13 protein-coding genes are annotated in these 18,374 nt (G+C 67.0%); 2 read left to right on the forward strand and 11 right to left on the reverse strand.

Annotation, left to right across the window (positions count from 1 at the left end; translation table 11 throughout):
- Positions 1-253: 253 nt before the first annotated feature.
- The 7 genes from proC to AL755_RS20030 all read right to left on the reverse strand — a co-directional run bounded on the left by proC (position 254) and on the right by AL755_RS20030 (position 10,972).
- On the reverse strand, positions 254-1,090 hold the full coding sequence (gene proC, locus AL755_RS20000) for a pyrroline-5-carboxylate reductase (protein ID WP_054012511.1): 837 nt from the start codon (positions 1,088-1,090) through the stop codon (positions 254-256).
- A gap of 576 nt (positions 1,091-1,666) precedes the next feature.
- Positions 1,667-2,521 carry a sugar phosphate isomerase/epimerase family protein gene (locus AL755_RS20005; protein WP_054012512.1) on the reverse strand — a complete coding sequence of 285 codons (855 nt, stop codon included), beginning with the start codon at positions 2,519-2,521 and terminating at the stop codon, positions 1,667-1,669.
- Between the two features lie 6 nt (positions 2,522-2,527).
- Positions 2,528-3,514 carry a Ppx/GppA phosphatase family protein gene (locus AL755_RS20010; RefSeq protein ID WP_054012513.1) on the reverse strand — a complete coding sequence of 329 codons (987 nt, stop codon included), beginning with the start codon at positions 3,512-3,514 and terminating at the stop codon, positions 2,528-2,530.
- Positions 3,515-3,622: 108 nt separating this feature from the next.
- Entirely contained in the window at positions 3,623-5,371 is a 1,749-nt protein-coding gene (locus tag AL755_RS23775; protein WP_337589602.1) for a discoidin domain-containing protein, read from the reverse strand.
- A 209-nt stretch (positions 5,372-5,580) separates the two neighbouring features.
- Positions 5,581-7,134, reverse strand: a complete 1,554-nt coding sequence (locus AL755_RS23780) for a beta-N-acetylhexosaminidase (RefSeq protein ID WP_150117189.1) — start codon at positions 7,132-7,134, stop codon at positions 5,581-5,583.
- A gap of 245 nt (positions 7,135-7,379) precedes the next feature.
- Entirely contained in the window at positions 7,380-10,133 is a 2,754-nt protein-coding gene (gene topA, locus AL755_RS20025) for a type I DNA topoisomerase (RefSeq protein ID WP_054012516.1), read from the reverse strand.
- 191 nt (positions 10,134-10,324) lie between these two features.
- A complete protein-coding gene (locus AL755_RS20030) occupies positions 10,325-10,972 on the reverse strand; it encodes an ArsR/SmtB family transcription factor (RefSeq protein WP_054012517.1) in 648 nt (215 codons plus the stop codon).
- A 69-nt stretch (positions 10,973-11,041) separates the two neighbouring features.
- Between AL755_RS20030 and AL755_RS20035 the strand changes: the two genes are divergently transcribed.
- A complete protein-coding gene (locus AL755_RS20035) occupies positions 11,042-12,286 on the forward strand; it encodes an MFS transporter (protein ID WP_082369446.1) in 1,245 nt (414 codons plus the stop codon).
- Between the two features lie 49 nt (positions 12,287-12,335).
- On the opposite strand, the gene AL755_RS20040 is transcribed toward AL755_RS20035, so the two are convergent.
- The gene (locus AL755_RS20040) at positions 12,336-13,982 is read right to left on the reverse strand and encodes a DUF7059 domain-containing protein (RefSeq protein WP_054012519.1); all 1,647 of its coding nucleotides are present in this window, start codon (positions 13,980-13,982) and stop codon (positions 12,336-12,338) included.
- 177 nt (positions 13,983-14,159) lie between these two features.
- On the opposite strand from AL755_RS20040, the gene srmL reads away from it, so the two are divergent.
- Entirely contained in the window at positions 14,160-15,293 is a 1,134-nt protein-coding gene (srmL, locus tag AL755_RS20045; RefSeq protein WP_054012520.1) for a PheS-related mystery ligase SrmL, read from the forward strand.
- Between the two features lie 100 nt (positions 15,294-15,393).
- Here the strand turns inward: srmL and AL755_RS20050 are convergent, their stop codons facing one another.
- The 3 genes from AL755_RS20050 to AL755_RS20060 form a co-directional block, all read right to left on the reverse strand.
- Positions 15,394-15,963, reverse strand: coding sequence for a cysteine hydrolase family protein (locus tag AL755_RS20050; RefSeq protein ID WP_054012521.1), 570 nt, complete (start codon positions 15,961-15,963; stop codon positions 15,394-15,396).
- Positions 15,963-17,411: a purine-cytosine permease family protein gene (locus AL755_RS20055; protein ID WP_054012522.1), complete on the reverse strand. Its 1,449-nt coding sequence runs from the start codon at positions 17,409-17,411 to the stop codon at positions 15,963-15,965. Before AL755_RS20055 ends, AL755_RS20050 begins: the two co-directional genes overlap by 1 nt.
- 165 nt (positions 17,412-17,576) lie before the next feature.
- On the reverse strand, positions 17,577-18,257 hold the full coding sequence (locus tag AL755_RS20060; protein ID WP_054013216.1) for a GntR family transcriptional regulator: 681 nt from the start codon (positions 18,255-18,257) through the stop codon (positions 17,577-17,579).
- Positions 18,258-18,374: the final 117 nt, after the last annotated feature.

An 18,374-nucleotide genomic window follows, 5' to 3' on the forward strand; every position in this document is an offset into this window, starting at 1 on the left:
CCAGACGCCGTATCACTTTTGGTTGCGTTTCAGCCGACGCGGTATCACCTTTGGTTGCGTTTCAGCCGACGCGGTATCACCTTTGGTCGGGTTTCCAGGAACGCGGTATCACTTCCCACATACCAGCTCGGATGCTCGAGGGTCTAGTGATACCGCGTTCCGAAATGACGTTCCAAAGGTGATACCTCGTTCCCAAAAAACGTGCCAAAAGTGATACCGGATCCGGGAAAAGGGCGCCAAAGGTGATACCGCGTTATTTGGCGGCGAGCTCTTCCGTGATTTGGGCGGCGCGGGCTGCGGCCGCCTTCGCGCCGTCGGCAACGATGCCGGGCAGGCCCAGGCGGTCGAAGGTCGCGATGGCCTGTTCCGTGGTGCCGTTGGGGCTCGTCACTCCGCGACGCAGCGTGGCCGCGTCGGCGCCGGGCTCCGCGAGCATCAGGCCCGCCCCGGCCACCGTCTCCCGGGCCAGCACCCGGGCGACATCGGCGTTCAAGCCAAAGTCCTCCGCCGCGGCCGCCATGGCCTCGGCCAGGTAGAACGCATAGGCCGGGCCGGAGCCGCTGATGGCCGACACCGCGTCCTGCTGGTCCTCGGGAATGTCCAGGACCACGCCCGAGCCGTCAAAGATCTCGTGCGCGGCGGCCAGGTGGTGTTCGTCAACGTTTGTCCCCGCGGACAGGGCCACCACGCCGCGGCCAACCTTCAACGGCGTGTTGGGCATGGACCGCACCACGGGCTGTCCGGCGGTCAGGGCGCCCTCCAACTGTTCCAAGGACACGGCCGCCGCGACGCTGATCACCACCGCGTCCGATTGCAGGTGCCCCGCGATTTCCCGGCACAGTTCCGCAATACCCACCGGCTTCACGCCGAGAATAACGACGCCGGCCCCGGCCACGGCCTGCACGTTGGCGTCGGACTCCTCGTTGGAGGCCAAGGCCGTGACACCGTGCCGTTGCGCCAGTTCCTCCGCCCGGTCCGGGCGACGCACCGTCACCGTGACGGACTGCGGGCTGGTCCCCGCGGCCAACAGACCCGTCAAAATTGCCTCGCCCATGGAACCGCAGCCTAGAAACACAATCTTTTTACTCATGCCCCCATCATTCTTGGCTAAGGCAACGGGCGCAACAAACGCCCACCTGCACGCGGGCCAGGGATCGGGAAAACCCAACTGCCAGTCTTTTCCCAGCACCATACGGGTGTTTGCACAGACAAGCCTTTTAGAGTCATAACTACCTCATAAAGGTGCGAGTGATGACGGGCCATACGTTGTTTTCAACGAATGGCCCAAAGCGCCGGAAGCGGCTAGGTGTCCCCCAAGACCTAGCATTGCTTCCGGCGTTTCTCACGTTAAAAGGATTCCAAGAAACGCTGAAAACCGGCGGAAACAGCCCACTTCACGTAATAAATCGTTTAATGGCAAACACACAGCTTTCGCCCCGGTTATTCTCAAACACGGGACCTAATGTTTTAACTACCTCATAAGGGTGCGAGTGATGATCGGACTGGTCCTGTCCTGAAGACCAGTCAAATCGCCGGAGAACTCGCCAGTGTTTCCCCCCATCCACTGGCACAATGTTCTCCGGCGATTTCACTTTAACGACACTTCACCGCGCCGCCCTGTTGGCCGGTCATGTATCCACACCATAAAAGGGCCAACGGCCCGGCCCTACGGAAGCGTTTGCCCCAGGTGCACGCGGGCGAATTCGAGGGTTTCGGCCAACCATTCCTCGCGCTGCCCGGCACCCTTCGCCTTACGGGTGGAGATCTCGGCCACCACGGCCCCGTCGAAGCCGTTGTTCGCCACGTGCCGGAGCACCTCCACGCACTGCTGGGTCCCGTGCCCGGGAATCAGGTGCTGGTCCTTCGTGGACGGCGAGGTGCCATCGGTCAGGTGGATGTGCCGCAGCCGGTCACCGAGCGCAATCACGGCGTCGAGGCTTGACGCGTCGGCCGTGGCCGCGTGCGAGAAGTCCCAGGTGACGTCCCGGTAGTCCTGCGGCACGGGATCCCAATGCGGCAGGTACGCCAGCGCCTCACGCCCGCGGACCCGCCACGGGTACATGTTCTCCACCGCAATCCGGATGCCGAAGGCGTCGGAAATGTCGCGCACGCCGTGGGCGAAGGTTTCCGCGTAGTCGTTTTGCCAGCGGAACGGCGGGTGCACCACCACGACGTCGGCGCCCACGTCCACGGCCATCTGCGCCGAACGCTGGATCTTGGTCCAGGCCTTGCCCCACACCTGCTGGGTGAGCAGCAGCGTGGGGGCGTGGATGGCCAGGATCGGCTGCTCGTACCGTTCGGCCAGCGCGTTCAGCGCCCGGGCATCCTGGCTGTCACCGTTGTGGGTCACCAGCACCTCGACGCCGTCGTACCCGAGGTCCGCGGCGATCGCGAAGCCGTCGTGCACGCTCAACGGGTACACCGAGGCCGTGGACAGGGCCACGGGAATGTGCCGCCCGCGCACCTGGTCCTCGGGCGTCGTCGTACCGGCGTCGGCGGAATCCCCTGCTGAGCGTGTCATGGCGGCCTAGTTCCTCGCGGCGTTCTTCAATTTGCCCACGTGGGCGGGCGGATCCAGCGGGCCGTCAAAGACCAGCTGGTCCAGGCGGCGCAGGATCAGGCCCTCGCGCAGCGCCCACGGGCTGATTTGCATGGACTGGACCTTGAACATCTCCAGCGCCGTCTGGGCCACCAGCGCCCCGGCCAGCATCTGCTTGGCGCGCGCCACGGACACGCCGGGCAGGTGCAGGCGGTCAGCCGAGGACATGGCGGAGAGCCGCTGGGACCAGAGGCCGAGGTCGGAGAGGTGAAGTTCGCGCTTGACGTACGGCCCCATGGACGACGGCGCCGCCCCCGTGATGCGCGCCAGCGCCCGGAATGACTTGGAGGAGCCCGTGACGATGTTGGGCACGCCCAGCTTGGCGAGCTCGGCCACCGGCTCCTTCAGCGTCGCCTTGATGTGCTTGCGCACCTCCTTGACGCTCTTGGCCGTGGGCGGGTCCTCCGTGAGCCAGTCGCGGGTGAGCCGGCCGGCGCCCAACGGCACCGAGTGGGCCAGATCGGGCAGCTCGTTGCCGCCCTGCGCCATTTCGAAGGAACCACCGCCAATGTCGAGGTTCAAGATGGTGCCCGCACCCCAACCATGCCAGCGGCGGACGGCAAAGAATGTCATGGCCGATTCCTCGGCACCCGTCAGCTCGGTCAGCCGGACGGTGGTCTCATGCTGCACCCGGTCCAGCACGGCGGCGCCGTTGGTGGATTCGCGGATCGCGGAGGTACAAAACGCCAGCAGGTCCTTGGCCCGGTGCTTGGCCGCGAACTCCCACGCCTCGAGGATGAATTCGATGAGTTCGGTTTGGCCCTCGTCGGTGATGTTGCCGTCGCCGTCCAGGTACTGCACCAGGCTCAGCGGCCGTTTGTGCGATGCGTAGGGCACCGGTTTCGCGCCGGGCCGGGCATCCACCAGCAGCAGGTGGACCGTGTTGGAGCCGATGTCGAGCACGCCTAATCTCATGTGCCCATTATTGCGCGTCGCCGGCCTCCGAACACCAAAGCCGCCCCGTGCCGGGCAACAATTACGTTGCCTCGCCACGGGGCGGCCTGGTTTACCGCGCGGGTGCTGCTACTTGTGCAGTCCCGCACGTCGACGGTTGCCCAGGACGACGCCGGCGCCCAGCAGCACCAGGAGCAGCGAGCCGCCCCACAGTCCCGCAGTCGAGGCGCCCGTGCTGGCCAGTCCGTCCTGCGCCGGTGCCGCCACCACGGTGAACGTGGCCTGGACGGCGCGCTTGGAGGTTTCGCCGCGAAGCGTCACGGTGTGCTCGCCCGGGGCGAATCCGGCCGGGACGGTCCAGGTGAAGGAAACGTTGCCCTGCGCGTCGGCTACAGCAGTTCCCAGGCTGACGGCCTGGCTGTGGACGGTGCCGGTCACGGACTCGCCGGGCGCGAATCCGGTGCCCGTGAACGTGACCGTCTGGCCCTGGACGACGGCGTTGCCCGAGGCCGGGTGCACCGAAACCGTGCCGTGCGGCGCCGCGGCGGTGGCCGGGGCCGTGGTTGCCGGAGCAGTCGTAGCCGGGGTGGTGGCCGCCGTCGTGGGCTCTGCCGAGTTCGACGACGTCGGCTCGACTGTCGGGTCCACCGTGGGTTCGGCCGTGGGCATCGCCGAGTTCGACGACGTCGGATCAACGGTGGGCTCAATGGTCGAGTCGACCGTGGGCTCAATGGTCGGGTCGACGGTCGGGTCGACGGTCGGCGCAACCGTGGGGTCCGTCGTCGCCGTGGCCGTCGCGGAAGCCGTGGCCGTCGCGGAAGCGGTAGCCGTGGCGGTCGGCGTCGTCGTTGGTCCCTGCGGCACGGTGCCGTCGACCGTGAGTTCGGCCAACGTGGTCCACGGCTTGTTCGCCTGCTCGGAGAGGGCCTTCAGGGTCAGGTAGCGACCCGTGGCGGGGGTCGCCAGGACCACGTTTTGCATCGTGTTGACGTTCGGGAACGAGCCCTCGGCCACCTTGGCGCCCAGGGATGCCGGGCTGGAGCTGAGGTAGATCTCGTAGCCCTTGATCCGGCCGTTGACGGCACCGGAGCTGCTGCCTTGGCGGGGCAGCGCGTTCACTGCGCACACGTTCAGTTCCGCGCCCAGGTCCACCGTGATGGTGTGCGGCAGGGGCACGTCCGCGGGCGTCCAGGCGGTACCCCAGAACGAGTTCGGGTCCCCGTCGATCGCGTTGCTGCCCGGGGTGATCTCGCCCTGGCCGTTGTTGAAGCTGTCCACCACGGCGGACACGGGGCGAACCGGTGCCAGCGAGCAGCTGAGCAGGCCCGTGGCGTCGGCACTGGTGCTGGTCAGCGACGCGCCGCTGGCCGTGTACGCCGTCGTCGCGGACACCGTGAAGTTCCCGTAGGCGGCATCCCTTCCCGGCGTCACGGTAAACGTGACGTCCTTCGATACACCCGCGGCAAGGGTTCCCACCGTGGCGGACGCCGGGGCCAGCACCCAACCGGCCGGGACCTTGGCGGTGACCACGGTGCCGGTCATGGCGTTTTCGGTGCGGTTGTCCACCGTGACCGTGACGGTCGCCGGAGCTCCGGCCACGACGCGGGCGGGGGCCTTGACGGAGGTTGACACCTCACCGGACAGGGCGAAGACGGCCGCGGTGCGAACATCGCCGGCCTGCTGGGTCAGGGCACCGGAGGCGTTGACGCTCAGCGGCAGCTGGGTGATCGCGTTGCGGATCCGCAAACCGGTGGAGTCCTTGAGGATCTCCCACTTCTGCAGGTTCCTGGCGTTGCCGTTCGCTGTTGCGCAGGCCGCCAGCGACGGCGCAAGGTCCTGCTGCATGGGTGCCTGCAGCCACAGCACGCCGCCGGACATGCCCAGGCACTGCCCCGTGGACGCCTTGAGCTGGTAGTAGTGGTCGTCCGTGGCCGTCAGCTGCCACGTGGTGGCGGGATCGGTAGACACGGAGACTGCGGCACCGTTGGGGTTCACCGCTTTGCCGGCCGTCTTGAGCGAGTAGCCGCCGTCGCCCACCGGGGTGCGGTTGTAGCTGTCGTAACCGGGCGCGCGGCCCAGCTTGGTGGTCAAGGCGGTAAATCCGGCGTAGTCGGCCGTCGGCTTGGGTCCACCCCAGGTGGCCTGCGCCAGGAACCGTTCGGTGCCAAAGAGCTGCTCCTCCACCTGGGATTCCGTGGCGGCGGGGGTGTTGTCGGGCCAGGCGGAGAGTTTCGCGCCAAGGACCTTGCCCTTGCCGGGCGTCTCCGTGACGGTGCTGCCGCCGTCGAACTTGCTGGGGGTCCAGCCGGAGGTCCACAGGCTCTGCAACTGCACCGTGTAGTTGCCGGGGCGGTTGAAGTACAGCGACTGCGAGGAGTTTTCCACGTCATGGCCGGCGTCGAGCAGGGCCTGGGGCGTGGGCCGGAGTTGAGCCAGTGTTCCACCACGATGTCCTTGTCCAGGGCGAGCTTGCTGGAGGAGGGGACGCCGTCGTTCCAGATGCGCAGGGTCTTGCCCTTGGACTTCACGTAGGCGTTGACCTTGTTCATGAACCAGACAAAGACGTCGCCCGGGCCGGAATTGGCCGGGAAGATCTCCGGATGGGCGGTCACGAAGGCCTGGAACTGGGGGTAGTTGGCGTAGCTGTCGCCCATCATGTACTCGTCCCCGCCCATGTGCCAGTAGGGCTGTCCGGGGAAGGCGGCGGCGTATTCGTCGGCGAGCTTGGTGACCATGGTGAAGGCCTCGGGCGCGGTGATGTCCAGCTGTTCCTCCTTCTTCACCCCGTCCTTGTTGACGAGTTGCAGCTCAGGGTAGTCGTACAGCCACGGCCGCATGTGCCCGGGTGAGTTCACTTCCAGGACCAGTTGGATGTGGTATTTCTTGGCCCACGCGGTGATCTGCGCGGCCTCGGCCTTCGTGTAGTAGGCCCAAAAATTGGCCTTCGGGTAGGCGTCGGACTTCAGCTTCGTTTCCAGCCAGAGCTGGTTGAGCTTGTTGTACGCCATGTCCTTCATGGTCCGTTCCAGCGACTCCAGCGAAATGGTGACCTGGCAAGCACACAGGCCCACGCCGCGCTCCTGGTAGCGGGGCACGTCGGTCGAGGTGCCGGCGTTGACCACATTGCCCTGCGTCAGCAGCTGCACAATGGTCTGGGCGCCGTAGAAGGCGCCGGCGTCGGTGGCACCGGTGACCTTCAGCGTGGTCCCGGACTTCAGCTCATAGCCTTCCTTGCCCAGCTCTGCGCTGCGGGAGGGGTCCACGGCGATCTCGATGTCGCCGACGACGGCGGCCGAGGTTCCGGTAGCCACGGTGCGGCCCAGCACGGAGCCAAGTTGCGTGGCAAGGTCCCCCGTGAGCGTGGCGTCGGCGCCAACCACCCTGGCACCGGCACCGAGCGTGAAGGCGCCGGTGGCCGGGGTCCAGTTGGAGAGGCCGGGAATGGTTTGCGGCGCCCCGGCGGGCGTCAGCGGGACGGTGCCCGACGGCGCGGCAACCGCCACGACGGCGGGCGCAAGGACCGCGGGGGCCGGGGCCGCGGAGGCTCCCGGAAGGGCGGCTGCGGTGGAGGCTAGGGCCATGGCCGCGGCGGTCAACGCCGCAACCACCGCCTTGTGCCCGAATCGATGGCGATTGTTCATATCTCCCCATGAGGCTCGAACGATGCGAATGGTGGTGAAAACCGCCCAAGGGTGCCACCAGGAAGAGTGACGTGAACCACACCATGGGCGTGCTGGGTTCATCCTATGTTCGGGAAGGTCCGAAGGAGCCAATGTTACGGATAGCAAATGACATAAGGGCACAAGAACAAACACCCCGCGGAATGCAAAAGGGCCCCGCAACCATAGCGGTTGCGGGGCCTTCTCACGCCTGTTTCCAAACGGCGCTACTTCTTTGCGGCGACCTTCTTCTTGGCGGGGGGCTTCTTGGCCGGCGCCTTGGCCGTGCGCTTGACCGGTCCGCGTTCGCGCTTGTCGGCCAGCAGGCCAATCGCGATCTCACGGGTCAATTCCTCGACATCGGTGCCGCGGGGCACCGTGATGTTGGTGACGCCGTCGGTGATGTACGGGCCGAAGCGGCCCTCCTTCACCACGATCTTCTTGCCGGAGACGGGGTCGTCGCCAAATTCGGCCAGCGGCGGCACGGCGGTGCGGGCGCCACGCTGCTTGGGCTGGGAGTAGATCTCCAGGGCGGCCTCGAGGGTGATCGTGAAGATCTCCTCCTCGCTGCCGATGGAGCGCGAATCGGAGCCCTTCTTCAGGTACGGACCAAACCGGCCGTTTTGCACGGTGATCTCGGTGCCCTCGGCATCGGTGCCCAACACGCGCGGCAGGCTCATGATGGCCAGGGCCTCATCCAACGTGACGGAGTCGACGGTCATGGTCTTGAACAGCGAGCCGGTGCGCGGTTTGGCCTTGACGGGCTTCTTCGGCGGCTTCGGCTTGCCATTCTTGTAGTACTCGACCGGCTGGTTGGCGATTTCCTCTTCGGTCATCTCCGGGATCACCTCGGTCACGTACGCGCCGTAGCGGCCGTTCTTGGCCACCACGGTGTGCCCGCTGGCGGGATCGACGCCGAGCACGCGCTCCTCCGGCGCCGCGGTCTCCATGAGTTCCTGGGCCTTGGCGGGCGTGAGCTCGTCGGGGGCCAGGTCCTCGGGGACGTTGGCACGGGCGGCCTCGATGATTTCACCGGTCTTGGGGTCGAGGGTGGGAACGGTGCTTTCCAGGTACGGGCCAAACTTGCCCACGCGCAGCACCAGGGTGTCGGTGATGGGCATGGAGTTGATGTCGCGGGCGTCGATTTCGCCAAGGTTGTTGACGATGCTCAACAGGCCGGCATCCTCGTCGTCACCAAAGTAGAAGCGCTTGAGCCAGTCGGAGCCCTGCTCCTGGCCGTTGGCGATCCTGTCCAGCCCGGTTTCCATGCCGGCCGTGAACTTGTAGTCCACGTAGTCGGTGAAGTGCTGCTCCAGCAGGCGGATCACGGAGAACGCAACCCAGCTGGGCACCAGGGCCGAACCCTGCTTGCGCACGTAGCCGCGGTCCATGATGGTGGACAGCGTGGACGCGTAGGTGGACGGGCGGCCAATGTCGCGCTCTTCCATTTCCTTCGTCAGCGACGCTTCCGTGAAGCGCGGCGGCGGAGACGTCTCGTGGCCGCTGGCCGTGACATCGGCCGCCGTCAGGACGTCGGCTTCCTTGACGTTGGGCAGGCGGCGGTCCGAATCGTCGGAATCGTTGCGGGATTCGTCGCGGCCTTCCTCGTAGGCGGCCAGGAAGCCGCGGAAGGTGATGACGGTACCGGAGGCCGAGAACTCGGCATCCTGGCCGTCGGCGGCGACGGCACCCAACTTGATGGTCGCCGTCGAGCCCTTGGCGTCGGCCATCTGGGAGGCGACGGTGCGCTTCCAGATCAGCTCGTAGAGCTTGAATTCGTCGCCGCGGAGGGCGCTGGCCACCTGGGCCGGGGTGCGGAAGGAGTCACCGGCGGGGCGGATGGCCTCGTGGGCCTCCTGCGCGTTGGAGCTCTTGTTCGCGTAGACGCGCTTGGCGGCGGGGATGAACTCGGGGCCGTACAGCTCGGAGGCCTGCCGGCGGGCCGCGTTGACGGCCTCGTCGCTCAGCGAGGAGGAGTCGGTACGCATATAGGTGATGTAACCGTTTTCGTACAGCCGCTGGGCGGTCGACATGGTCGACTTCGAGGAGAAGCGCAGCTTGCGGCCGGCTTCCTGCTGGAGGGTCGACGTCGTAAACGGCGGGGCGGGCCGGCGCGTGTACGGCTTGTGCTCCACGGAGCGGACGGTGAAGTCCGCCTGCTGCAGGCTCTCGGCGAGGGCCTTGGCAGCAACCTCGTCCAGGTGGGCCACGTTCTTGCCTGTCAGTTCACCCTTGTCGTTGAAGTCGCGGCCCGAGGCGACGCGGCGGCCGTCCAGGGCGGCCAGCTTGGCGCTGAAGGATTCGCCCGCGGCGGCGTCGGGGGTGAAGGTGCCGGCCAGGTCCCAGTAGCTGGCCGAACGGAACGCCATGCGCTCCCGTTCGCGCTCCACCACCATGCGGGTCACCACTGACTGCACGCGGCCGGCGGAGAGTCCGCGGGAGACCTTGCGCCACAGCACGGGGGAAATCTCGTAGCCGTACAGGCGGTCCAGCACACGGCGGGTTTCCTGCGCGTCCACGAGGTCGGTGTCCAGCTCACGCAGGTTGCCCAGGGCGCGCTGCAGGGACTCCTTGGTGATTTCGGCAAACGTCATGCGGTGCACGGGCACCTTTGGCTTGAGCACCTCGAGCAGGTGCCACGCGATGGCTTCGCCCTCGCGATCCCCATCGGTTGCGAGGTAGAGTTCGTCGGCGTCCTTGAGCTGCGCCTTGAGCTCGGCCACCTTCTTCTTCTTGTCCGGGGAGACCACGTAGTACGGCTTGAAGTCGTTTTCCAGGTCGACGGCGAACTTGCCGATCGGGGACTTCTTCAACTCCGCGGGCAGGTCGGAAGGCTGCGGCAGGTCACGGATGTGGCCGATGGAGGCCTCGACGACGAATCCCTCGCCAAGATACTTGGCGATGGTCTTGCTCTTCGCGGGGGACTCTACGATGACGAGCTTTTTGCCGGTTTTCGGCTTGCTGGCTGCCTTGGTGGGCACGGTACTCCTACAGGGAATGAAAGATGGGCGAACGGCGCCCCATGAGCCTAGTTCACCATATTTCTACCGTGAACGCGTATTGCTTGTGAAACGCAACCACCTTTTCGGACCGTGTGGAGGAGGCTTTGTGACGCGGTTCATTCCTTTTTTCATCCCCGCACGGATAGGGCCGCAATGGCCCGCGACTTCGCCTACTCCCCCGCGGGCGGCACCTCGGGCACCAGGATCATCGTCACGTAGCTGTGCCGGGCCCCGGCGACGGCGGGGCCGACTTCCGCGGACTCGCTCAGCGCCCGGTAACGGTCGGAGAGTGCACGGTACTCGGCGGCAAACTCCTCCGACTGCTCCTTGGTGAGCAGGAACTTGCTGGAGGCGATCTCGAAGGTGGGCTTGTCGGCCTCGCCGAATTCCTGGGAGTACTTCAAAGCCCGCACCACCCGGTCGCGGGCGGTGCCCAGGGTGACGTCGATGAAGGATGAGTTCAACAGGTCCGAGGCACCGGCCAGGCTGCCCACTGTCAGCGTGTCCCCCGCGGCCTTCCAATACCGTTCCCGGCCGTCGCCGATTGACTCGGCGCGCACCACATAGCCCCATTTCTGCAGGGCGCGCAGGTGGTAGCTCATGGCGCTGGGGGTCAGACCAAACCGGCCGGCGAGCTCGGTGGCGGTGTGGGCGCGCTTGGAGCTGAACAGTTCGTCGATCACCTCGAGGCGCACCTTGTGCGCCAGCGCCCGGATGGCCAGGGGGTCGGTGATCTTCACGACGACGCGGTCGTCGGAGGACCCGTCCCGGCCGTCCTGCCCGCCGGCAGCCTCCGCACCCCGGTTTTGTTTGCTCATGGCACCAGCATAGCCACCATCTGAAACGAATGCTTTACATTGCAATTATGAAGGACTACCTTCATAACTATGAAACAGACACTTCAGAACTTGGCGGTCGCTCCTCCCGTGCCGCTACTGCGCAACCGGGACTTCGTGCTGGCCGGTACGGCCCGGTTCGTGGCGGCGGTCGGGTACGGCGCCGTCGTCGTGTCCGTGATGCTGCACCTGCAGTCCACGCTCAACGGGAGGGCCGGGGTGTGGGCCGTCACGGCGTATTTGTTGCTGTCCACCCTGCCCACGGTGTTGCTGGCGCCGTGGGCCGGACGGCTCGTGGACACCCGCGACTCCCGGACGCTGGCCATTGCCTCGTCCCTGCTTGCCGCCGCGGCGGTCGCGGCCATGGCTGCCTGCGTTGGATTGCTGGCCGACTATGTGCCGGCCCTGTTTGTCCTCACCCTGGTGTTGGAAACGGCCATCGCCATCTCCACGCCCACGTGGTCGGCCCTGCTGCCGCGGATTGTCGGGGAGGAAAATACGCCGCGGGCCCTGGGCTCCATGCAGGCCACGCTCATGCTGGCGCAACTTGCGGGCCCGGCAATTGGCGGCATCCTGCTCGGGGCCGGCGGCCTGGCCGCCAGCTTTTGGGCCGCCGCAGCCTGCTACGGCTTGCTGGCGCTGGGTGCCCGCATGATCCGCACCCGCCGGGCGCCGTCGCCGGAGCACGACGCCGGCGCCCCCCGACTGCTCGACGGCCTGCGCCTGCTCAACCGGGACAAGCTGATGTGGGCACTTTTAGGGGGAACCATGTTCGTGGTGCTGGCCGCCGAGGCGATCAACGTCCTGGAGGTCTTTCTGGCACGGGTCGCCCTGGGCGCCTCGCCCGCCGAATACGGCTTCCTGGCCGCGGCGATGGGTGCCGGCATGGTGGGCGGCTCGCTCGCCGCCGGGCGCATCACCACGGAGAAGGTGCGCGTGGGCGTCTTTGTGCTGAGCATTGCCGGCACGGGCGCCGGGCTTCTCCTGATGGGGACGGCGCCGCAGCTGGCACTGCTCTACGTCTACGCCGCTGCCGTGGGTGCCTGGGTCGGGGCGTTGAACGCCACCTTTGGCGCGTTGTTGCTCCTGCGCACGCCCGAGCAGCAGCGCGGCCAGGTGTCCGCCATGGCCAACGGGCTCACCCGCGCCGTGTCCATCGGGGCGCTCGGTGCCGGCGGCATCCTGGGCAGCGTGTTTGATCCCCGGCTGGGCTTCGCCGTGTGTGGCGCGGCGACCCTGGCAGTGGCCGTCGGGACGGCCGTCGTCATTGCCCGGGCCTACCGCACCGGCGCGTAGCGACGCCCGGCGAAAGACCCGCGCCGGGCCGACGTTTTCCGTCCGGCTATCAGTCCTCGGCGGGCAGCAGGAAGCCGTCCCGGACCAGGTTGCACACCTCGCCGTACAGGGCGTCGGCGAATTCCTTGTCCTCGCGCTCCAGCAGTGTCGCAAGCGCCGGGATCAGTTGGCCCACCGTAAGGTCGCCGTCGCTCGCGGAAACAAAGCCGGCCAGTTCGGTGCTGAGCAGGTTGGTGCGGCGCAGCCCGGCGCCCTGGCGCAGCAGGATCACCCCGGGATGTTCGGCGCCGGGCTTTTGGTGGCGCTCCTCCGTGACGTCCTCGGCCACCACGAGCCGCTCCCCCAGGATGGATTCGCGGGCATCGAGCCAGGCTTCCCGCTCCAGGGTGGCCGCCAGGTGCGGGCCCACGGGCTGTTCAATCGGGTAGAGGATTTCCTCGAAGCGGGTGTCCGTCGTGAAGTTCCACGCCGGCGCCCCCTCGGCGGTCACGGATTCCGGGCGGCGCAGCAGGATGTAGCCAAAGCCGATTCCGGCCACGTAGCGGGAGGCGAAATCGCGCAGGTAGTCCGCGTAGGCGTTCGCATAGGCGTCCGAATCCCTGCCCTGGGAGGCGTCCTGCAACCAGGTTTCGGCGTAGCCGCCCGGGCTGACCTGCTCGCGCTGGATGAACCAGGCCTGGGTGTCCTCGGGCACCCACTTCCGGGGGCGGTCCCACCAGTCGCGGATGGCGCCGTCGTCACCGCGCACCACCTCCCAGTTGCCGAGCATCTGGGCCATGCCGCCCGGGGCAAGGATGGCCGGCAGGCCGCGGACAAGGCTTTCAACAATGACATCCCCGGCCAGCCCGCCATCGCGGTAGGTGAACTGCTCGCCGGACCCCTCGCCCTCGTGGCGGGGCGTGATGACGAACGGCGGGTTGGAGACCACCAGGTCGAACCGCTCCCCCGCCACGGGCTCCAACAGGCTACCCAGGCGCAGGGAGATGCGGGCGTCCTCGTTGTGGGGATCAAAATCGGTGGCCACCAGGCCCAGCGCAGCGGAGTTGAGCATGAGGTTGAAGCGGGTGAACGCCAGGGCCCGGATGGAAATATCGGTGGCCACCACGGTGCTGGCATGGTGGAGCAGGTGGAAGAGCTGGATTCCGCACCCCGTGCCAAGGTCAAGCGCCCGGCCCACCACGCTGCGAATGGTGCCCTGCGCCAGCGTCAGCGAGGCCTGGCCAATCCCCAACACATGGTCCTTGCGGAGCACGCCGGGACGCTGGTGCGCACCGAGGTCGCTGGCCACCCACAGATCGGTGTCGTTCTCACCGGGAGTGGCGGCGGGCCAGCCGTAGGGGCGCAGGTCCACGGCGGCACGCAAAAGCGCTGAGTCGTGGGCGGATTCAATCAGGCCCAGGGCTGCGAGCGCGTCGAGGCCAATCCCGGGCAGTGCCGCGGCCAGGGCTTCCGGGGTGACGGTTTCGGCCAGCAGCCACAGGCGCACGACGACGGCCAGCGGCTTGGTGTTCTCCCGCAACGCCAATGACGCCGGCACCGTCTGGTCCCGGCCCAGCGCCTGGTGGGCGTCGTCGCCCAGGAGCTCCGCGACGCCGTCGACCGTGTAGTTCAGTGCTGTGAGGTCGGCGGCGAGCGCCTTGAGCAGTTCGGGGTTGTCACTGCGCGGGGCGTCCGGGACGGCGGCAAAATCAGTCATTGCACCAGCCTACCGAGTGGAGGCCGGGGTAGACTGGCGGCATGGAACAGATCCAGCGATTTACCTGCCCTCGGCCGCATCCGGCCGCATGGGCTGCTTCGCTGACGCGCTAGGTCCATCCGGTTCCGCGGCTGAGGGGTTGATTCCCATCCACGCCGCGAACCCCAAGGACTTCCCATGCACACCCAACTTTCACGCACCGAACTCAACCTCACCGAGCTCAACCAGGCCCTGGCCATCCCGGACCTGAGCGATCCCGGCTCCGGCCACGCCATGGCCGCCCTGCTGCGGGACGTCACCGACGCCCTGGCCGGCACCTGGGGCGTCCCGGTCGAGACGCACCGGCTCAGCCCGCTGGTGGCCACCCGGGACAATTACGACCGGCTCGGTTACAGCCCGGACGACGTCACCCGGGATTCACGCTACTCCCGGCATGTGAGCCCCACCGTGATGCTGCGCAGCCACACCTCGGCCGGCGTGCCGGCACTGCTGGATTCCCTGCGCGGGGTCCAGGACCGCTACGACACCCTCCACGTGCTGCCCGGTCTTGTGTACCGGCGCGACGCCGTGGACCGCACTCATGTGGGGACCCCGCACCAGGTGGATTTGTGGCGGTTGCAGTCGCGCGGACTGCTGGGCGTTGCCGAGCTGCACGCCATGTTGGGTGCCGTGGTTGACGCCGTGCTGCCCGGTGCGCGGTGGCGTGCCACGGCCAGCGCACATTCCTATACGACGGCGGGGGTCCAGCTGGACGTGTGGGTTGGCGGCGCGTGGCTGGAGTTGGCGGAGGCCGGGCTGGTGGCGGCGTCGGTGTTGCGGGCCGCCGGGCTGGATCCCCGCAGGTGGGGCGGGCTGGCCTTGGGCATGGGGCTGGACCGTGCAGTGATGCTGCGCAAGGGCATCGACGACATCCGGCTGCTGCGCTCCGCCGATCCCCGCGTCGCCGCGCAGATGGGCGACCTGGCGCCCTACCGGCCGGTGTCGGCCATGCCGCCCATGCGTCGGGACCTGTCCCTGGTTTGCAAGGACGACGTCGACGCCGAGGTTTTGGGTGACGCCGCCCGCACGGCGCTGGGAAAGGACGCCGAGGTGTTGGCCGGGCTTGAGGTGCTGGCCGCGACCCCCGCCGCGCATTTGCCGGCCGCCGCCGCGGGCCGGTTGGGCATCCGGTCGGGCCAGGCCAACGTCCTGGTGCGCCTGACCCTGCAGTCGCTGGAGCGGACCCTCACCACCGCGGAGTCGAACGCCATGCGCAACCGGGTCTACCTGGCGCTCCATGAGGGCCCGGAACTGGAGCTGATCGCCGTGTAGTGCGCCGACGACGGCCTGCGGGGGCTGGTGTGGTGATTCGCCCCCGGCCGGCCGGCGTCGGATCACCACATCAACCCCCGCACGGTTTGCGTTGACGCGCCTACCCTGCAGCCGGCGGCGTTTCAGCCAGATAATCGGCGCTGTCCATGACCCTACACAGGGGTTGCAGCAGTTCGAGCAGCGCCAGGGTCTGTTGCTGGGCCTCGTCACTGACCGCCGCGCAGGCGTCGGCAATCACGGTGACGTACCGGCCGGCGTCGACCGCGCCCAGCGCCGTCGCGAGGATGCAGCAGTCGGTGGCAACGCCGGTGATCACCATTTCCCCGCCCGCCGGGATCAGTGCCGCAAGTTCGGGCCCCCATTTGGAGAACGTGGTCTTGGAAACGATGCTGCTTCCGGGCGGCACGTCCACCGTGATGTCCCAGGCGGGCGCGTCCGGCGGCAGCAGCATCTCATCCCAGCGCTCGTAATAGGCCTGCCAGGCGCCCTGGACGTCCTGCGGATCGGCGACGAACCGCGTGTAGACGGCCGGCCCGGCCAGGTGGTCCGCCAAGCCCTTGATGACCGGGACGATCTCGTCGTACCGCGGCACGGCCCACTGGCTGGCCAGGTCGCGAAAGCCGCTTTGCATGTCGATGACCACCAGGGTGGCGTTGTGCGGGGTGTTCATCAGGACTCCATGGCGGGTTCGGCGGCGGGTTCTTCGTGTGCGTCATGCCCGGCGCGGCCCTCGCGGCTCAGCCGGGACAAGGGGCGCAGCTTGTACGTGGCCAGGTAGACCAGCAGGGCGATCGCGGCGGCCACGAACATGCTCAGGTCACCGGCCTTCGGGAAGGCTGCCGCGAAGGGCCCCGTATAGAGGGAGGACACCCAGAACGGCATGGATCCGACCACGCCGGCGGCCCAGGCGATGAAGCCCCACTCGAACTTGCGGGTCTTGTCGAAGAGTTGCGCCATGCCCTGCTTGCTCTGCCGGACACCGAGGTAGTAGTCACAGATCAGGACGGTGGCAAAGGGTGCGATGAAGTACGCCGTCAGGTTCAGGAAGACCGAGAAGCCTTCATAGATGCCATTCTGCCCCCACAGCGCCACCAGGTAGGAGGCCACGCAAATCAGTACGACGCCGGTGCTTCGCTTGATCGGCACGCCCATGGTCTGGATGGAGATGGCGCCGCCGTAGACGTTGAGGAAGTTTTGCGAGAAGGAGGAGATGGCGACGGTCAACAGGCCCGGGACGGCCCACGGGCCCATGAGCTGGTTCAGCGCCGTGATGGGGTCCGAGCTGGTGGCCGTGCCGGCCAGGATGACGCCCACGATCCCCATCCAGGCAACCGTGACGAAGTTGCCCAGTATGGTGAAGATGCCGGCGTTGCGGCGGGTGACGGGGGTGTCCGGCAGGTAGCGGGAGTAGTCGGAGGCGAAGGGCAGCCAGGCCACCAGGAACGCCAGGAAGTAGCCGAAGAAGGTGATCCAGCTGCCCGCCCCGAGGAATCCCTCGGCGTGCGGGTTGGCGGCCAGGCTCACGCCGCCGCGGGACACCGTGACGATGGTGATCATGATGAAGGCCAGGAACAGCACGATCGCCAGGATCCGTTGCAGGAAGTGGATCAGGTTGTAGCCGATCACGGCCACCGCCAGTTGCAGCAGCATCAAGACCAGGGCCGTAAGCCAGAACGGCAGGCTGGTCATTTCCGCGATGGCCTTGCCGCCGAGGATGACCGTCACGGCGGCCCAGCCGACGCCGGCAAAGACGTTGACGTAGGCCACGGGGAACAGGTTTCCGATGAAGCCCAGGGGGCCGCGGGCCTGCATTTGCTGGGGCACGCCCAGCCGGACGCCCATGCGGGACATGATGCCCATGGTGGCCGAGCCGATGAACGCGCCGGCGACGATGGCCGTGACGGCCCCCGCCATGGACAGGCCGAAGTAGGTGGCACTGAAGCCCAGCACGATGATGGGGAAGTTCATGCCGGCGGCAAACCAGATGAAGAACTGGGAGCTGGCCTTGCCGTGGCGTTCCACCTCGGGGATGTGCTCCACCCCGTACGGTTCAACTTTGGTCAGGCTGTCCCGGTACCCGCGGTCGTCGGCAGTACTCGATTCGTCTATACGCGCCATTGCGTTTGTCCTATCGCGAAGAATTTCGGCAGCAGGGTGCTGCCCAGCGTCACGTCCACCAGCAGGGGGCGCGTTCAGCCATGAAATTGGGGGTTTGTCATAGAGGGGCTGCCGGAGGCGGTGGAGCGTGCCTGGCGCCGGCGGGCCCTTGCTTGCGGTAGAGCGTTACTTGCGGTCGATGGCCGAATCCATCATGACTTCCCTGGCCGAGATGACCACGTGGTCCCGCATCGCCAGTTCGGCCCCCACGCCGTCCTTTTGCGTGATGAGTTCCAGGACCCGCCGGTGTTCGGCCGTGGAGACGGCCAGCCGGCCGGGATGCTGGACGGACTTGAGCACCAGCCGGTGGTAGGCCATCTGGTTCATCAGGGTCCGGTAGTGTTCGGCCAGCTTGCGGTTGTCGGCGCCGGCGACGATGGTCTCGTGGAAATCGTGCACCAGCTCGGCGTAGGCAACGGAGTCGTTGTGCCGCACGGCTTGTTCGGAGGCCTCCACATTGGTGCGCAGGGCCGCCAGTTCGGGAATGCTGCCGCGGCGGGCCATGAGGCGGGCCGCCATGCCTTCGAGGGTTTCCTTGACCTCGAACATTTCAATGATTTCGCGCCGGGAAATCTCCCGGACGAACGTGCCGACCTTGGGCCGGATCTCCACGAGCCCCTCAATTTGCAGTTGCTTGAGTGCTTCGCGGACGGGTGTGCGGCTGACCTCGAAGTGGTCGGCCAGCTTGACTTCGGAGAGTGCCGTGCCGGGCGTGTATTCGCCGCCCAGGACCAGTTCGCGGATGCGGTCCAGCAGGGCGACGTCGTTGAAGCCGCCCAGCGGGGTGGGAGTTGTTGTGGTGTGCATCACGATACCCTCTTGCATGGTAGGAACTCTATTTATTCGAATGGTGGGAAGTCAATAGATTTCCCCAAACTTGCCCTTTTTGACACATATTCGCCAAGCTACAAGGCAATGTCACGG

Source organism: Arthrobacter sp. ERGS1:01 (genome assembly GCF_001281315.1).
GTDB lineage: Bacteria > Actinomycetota > Actinomycetes > Actinomycetales > Micrococcaceae > Specibacter.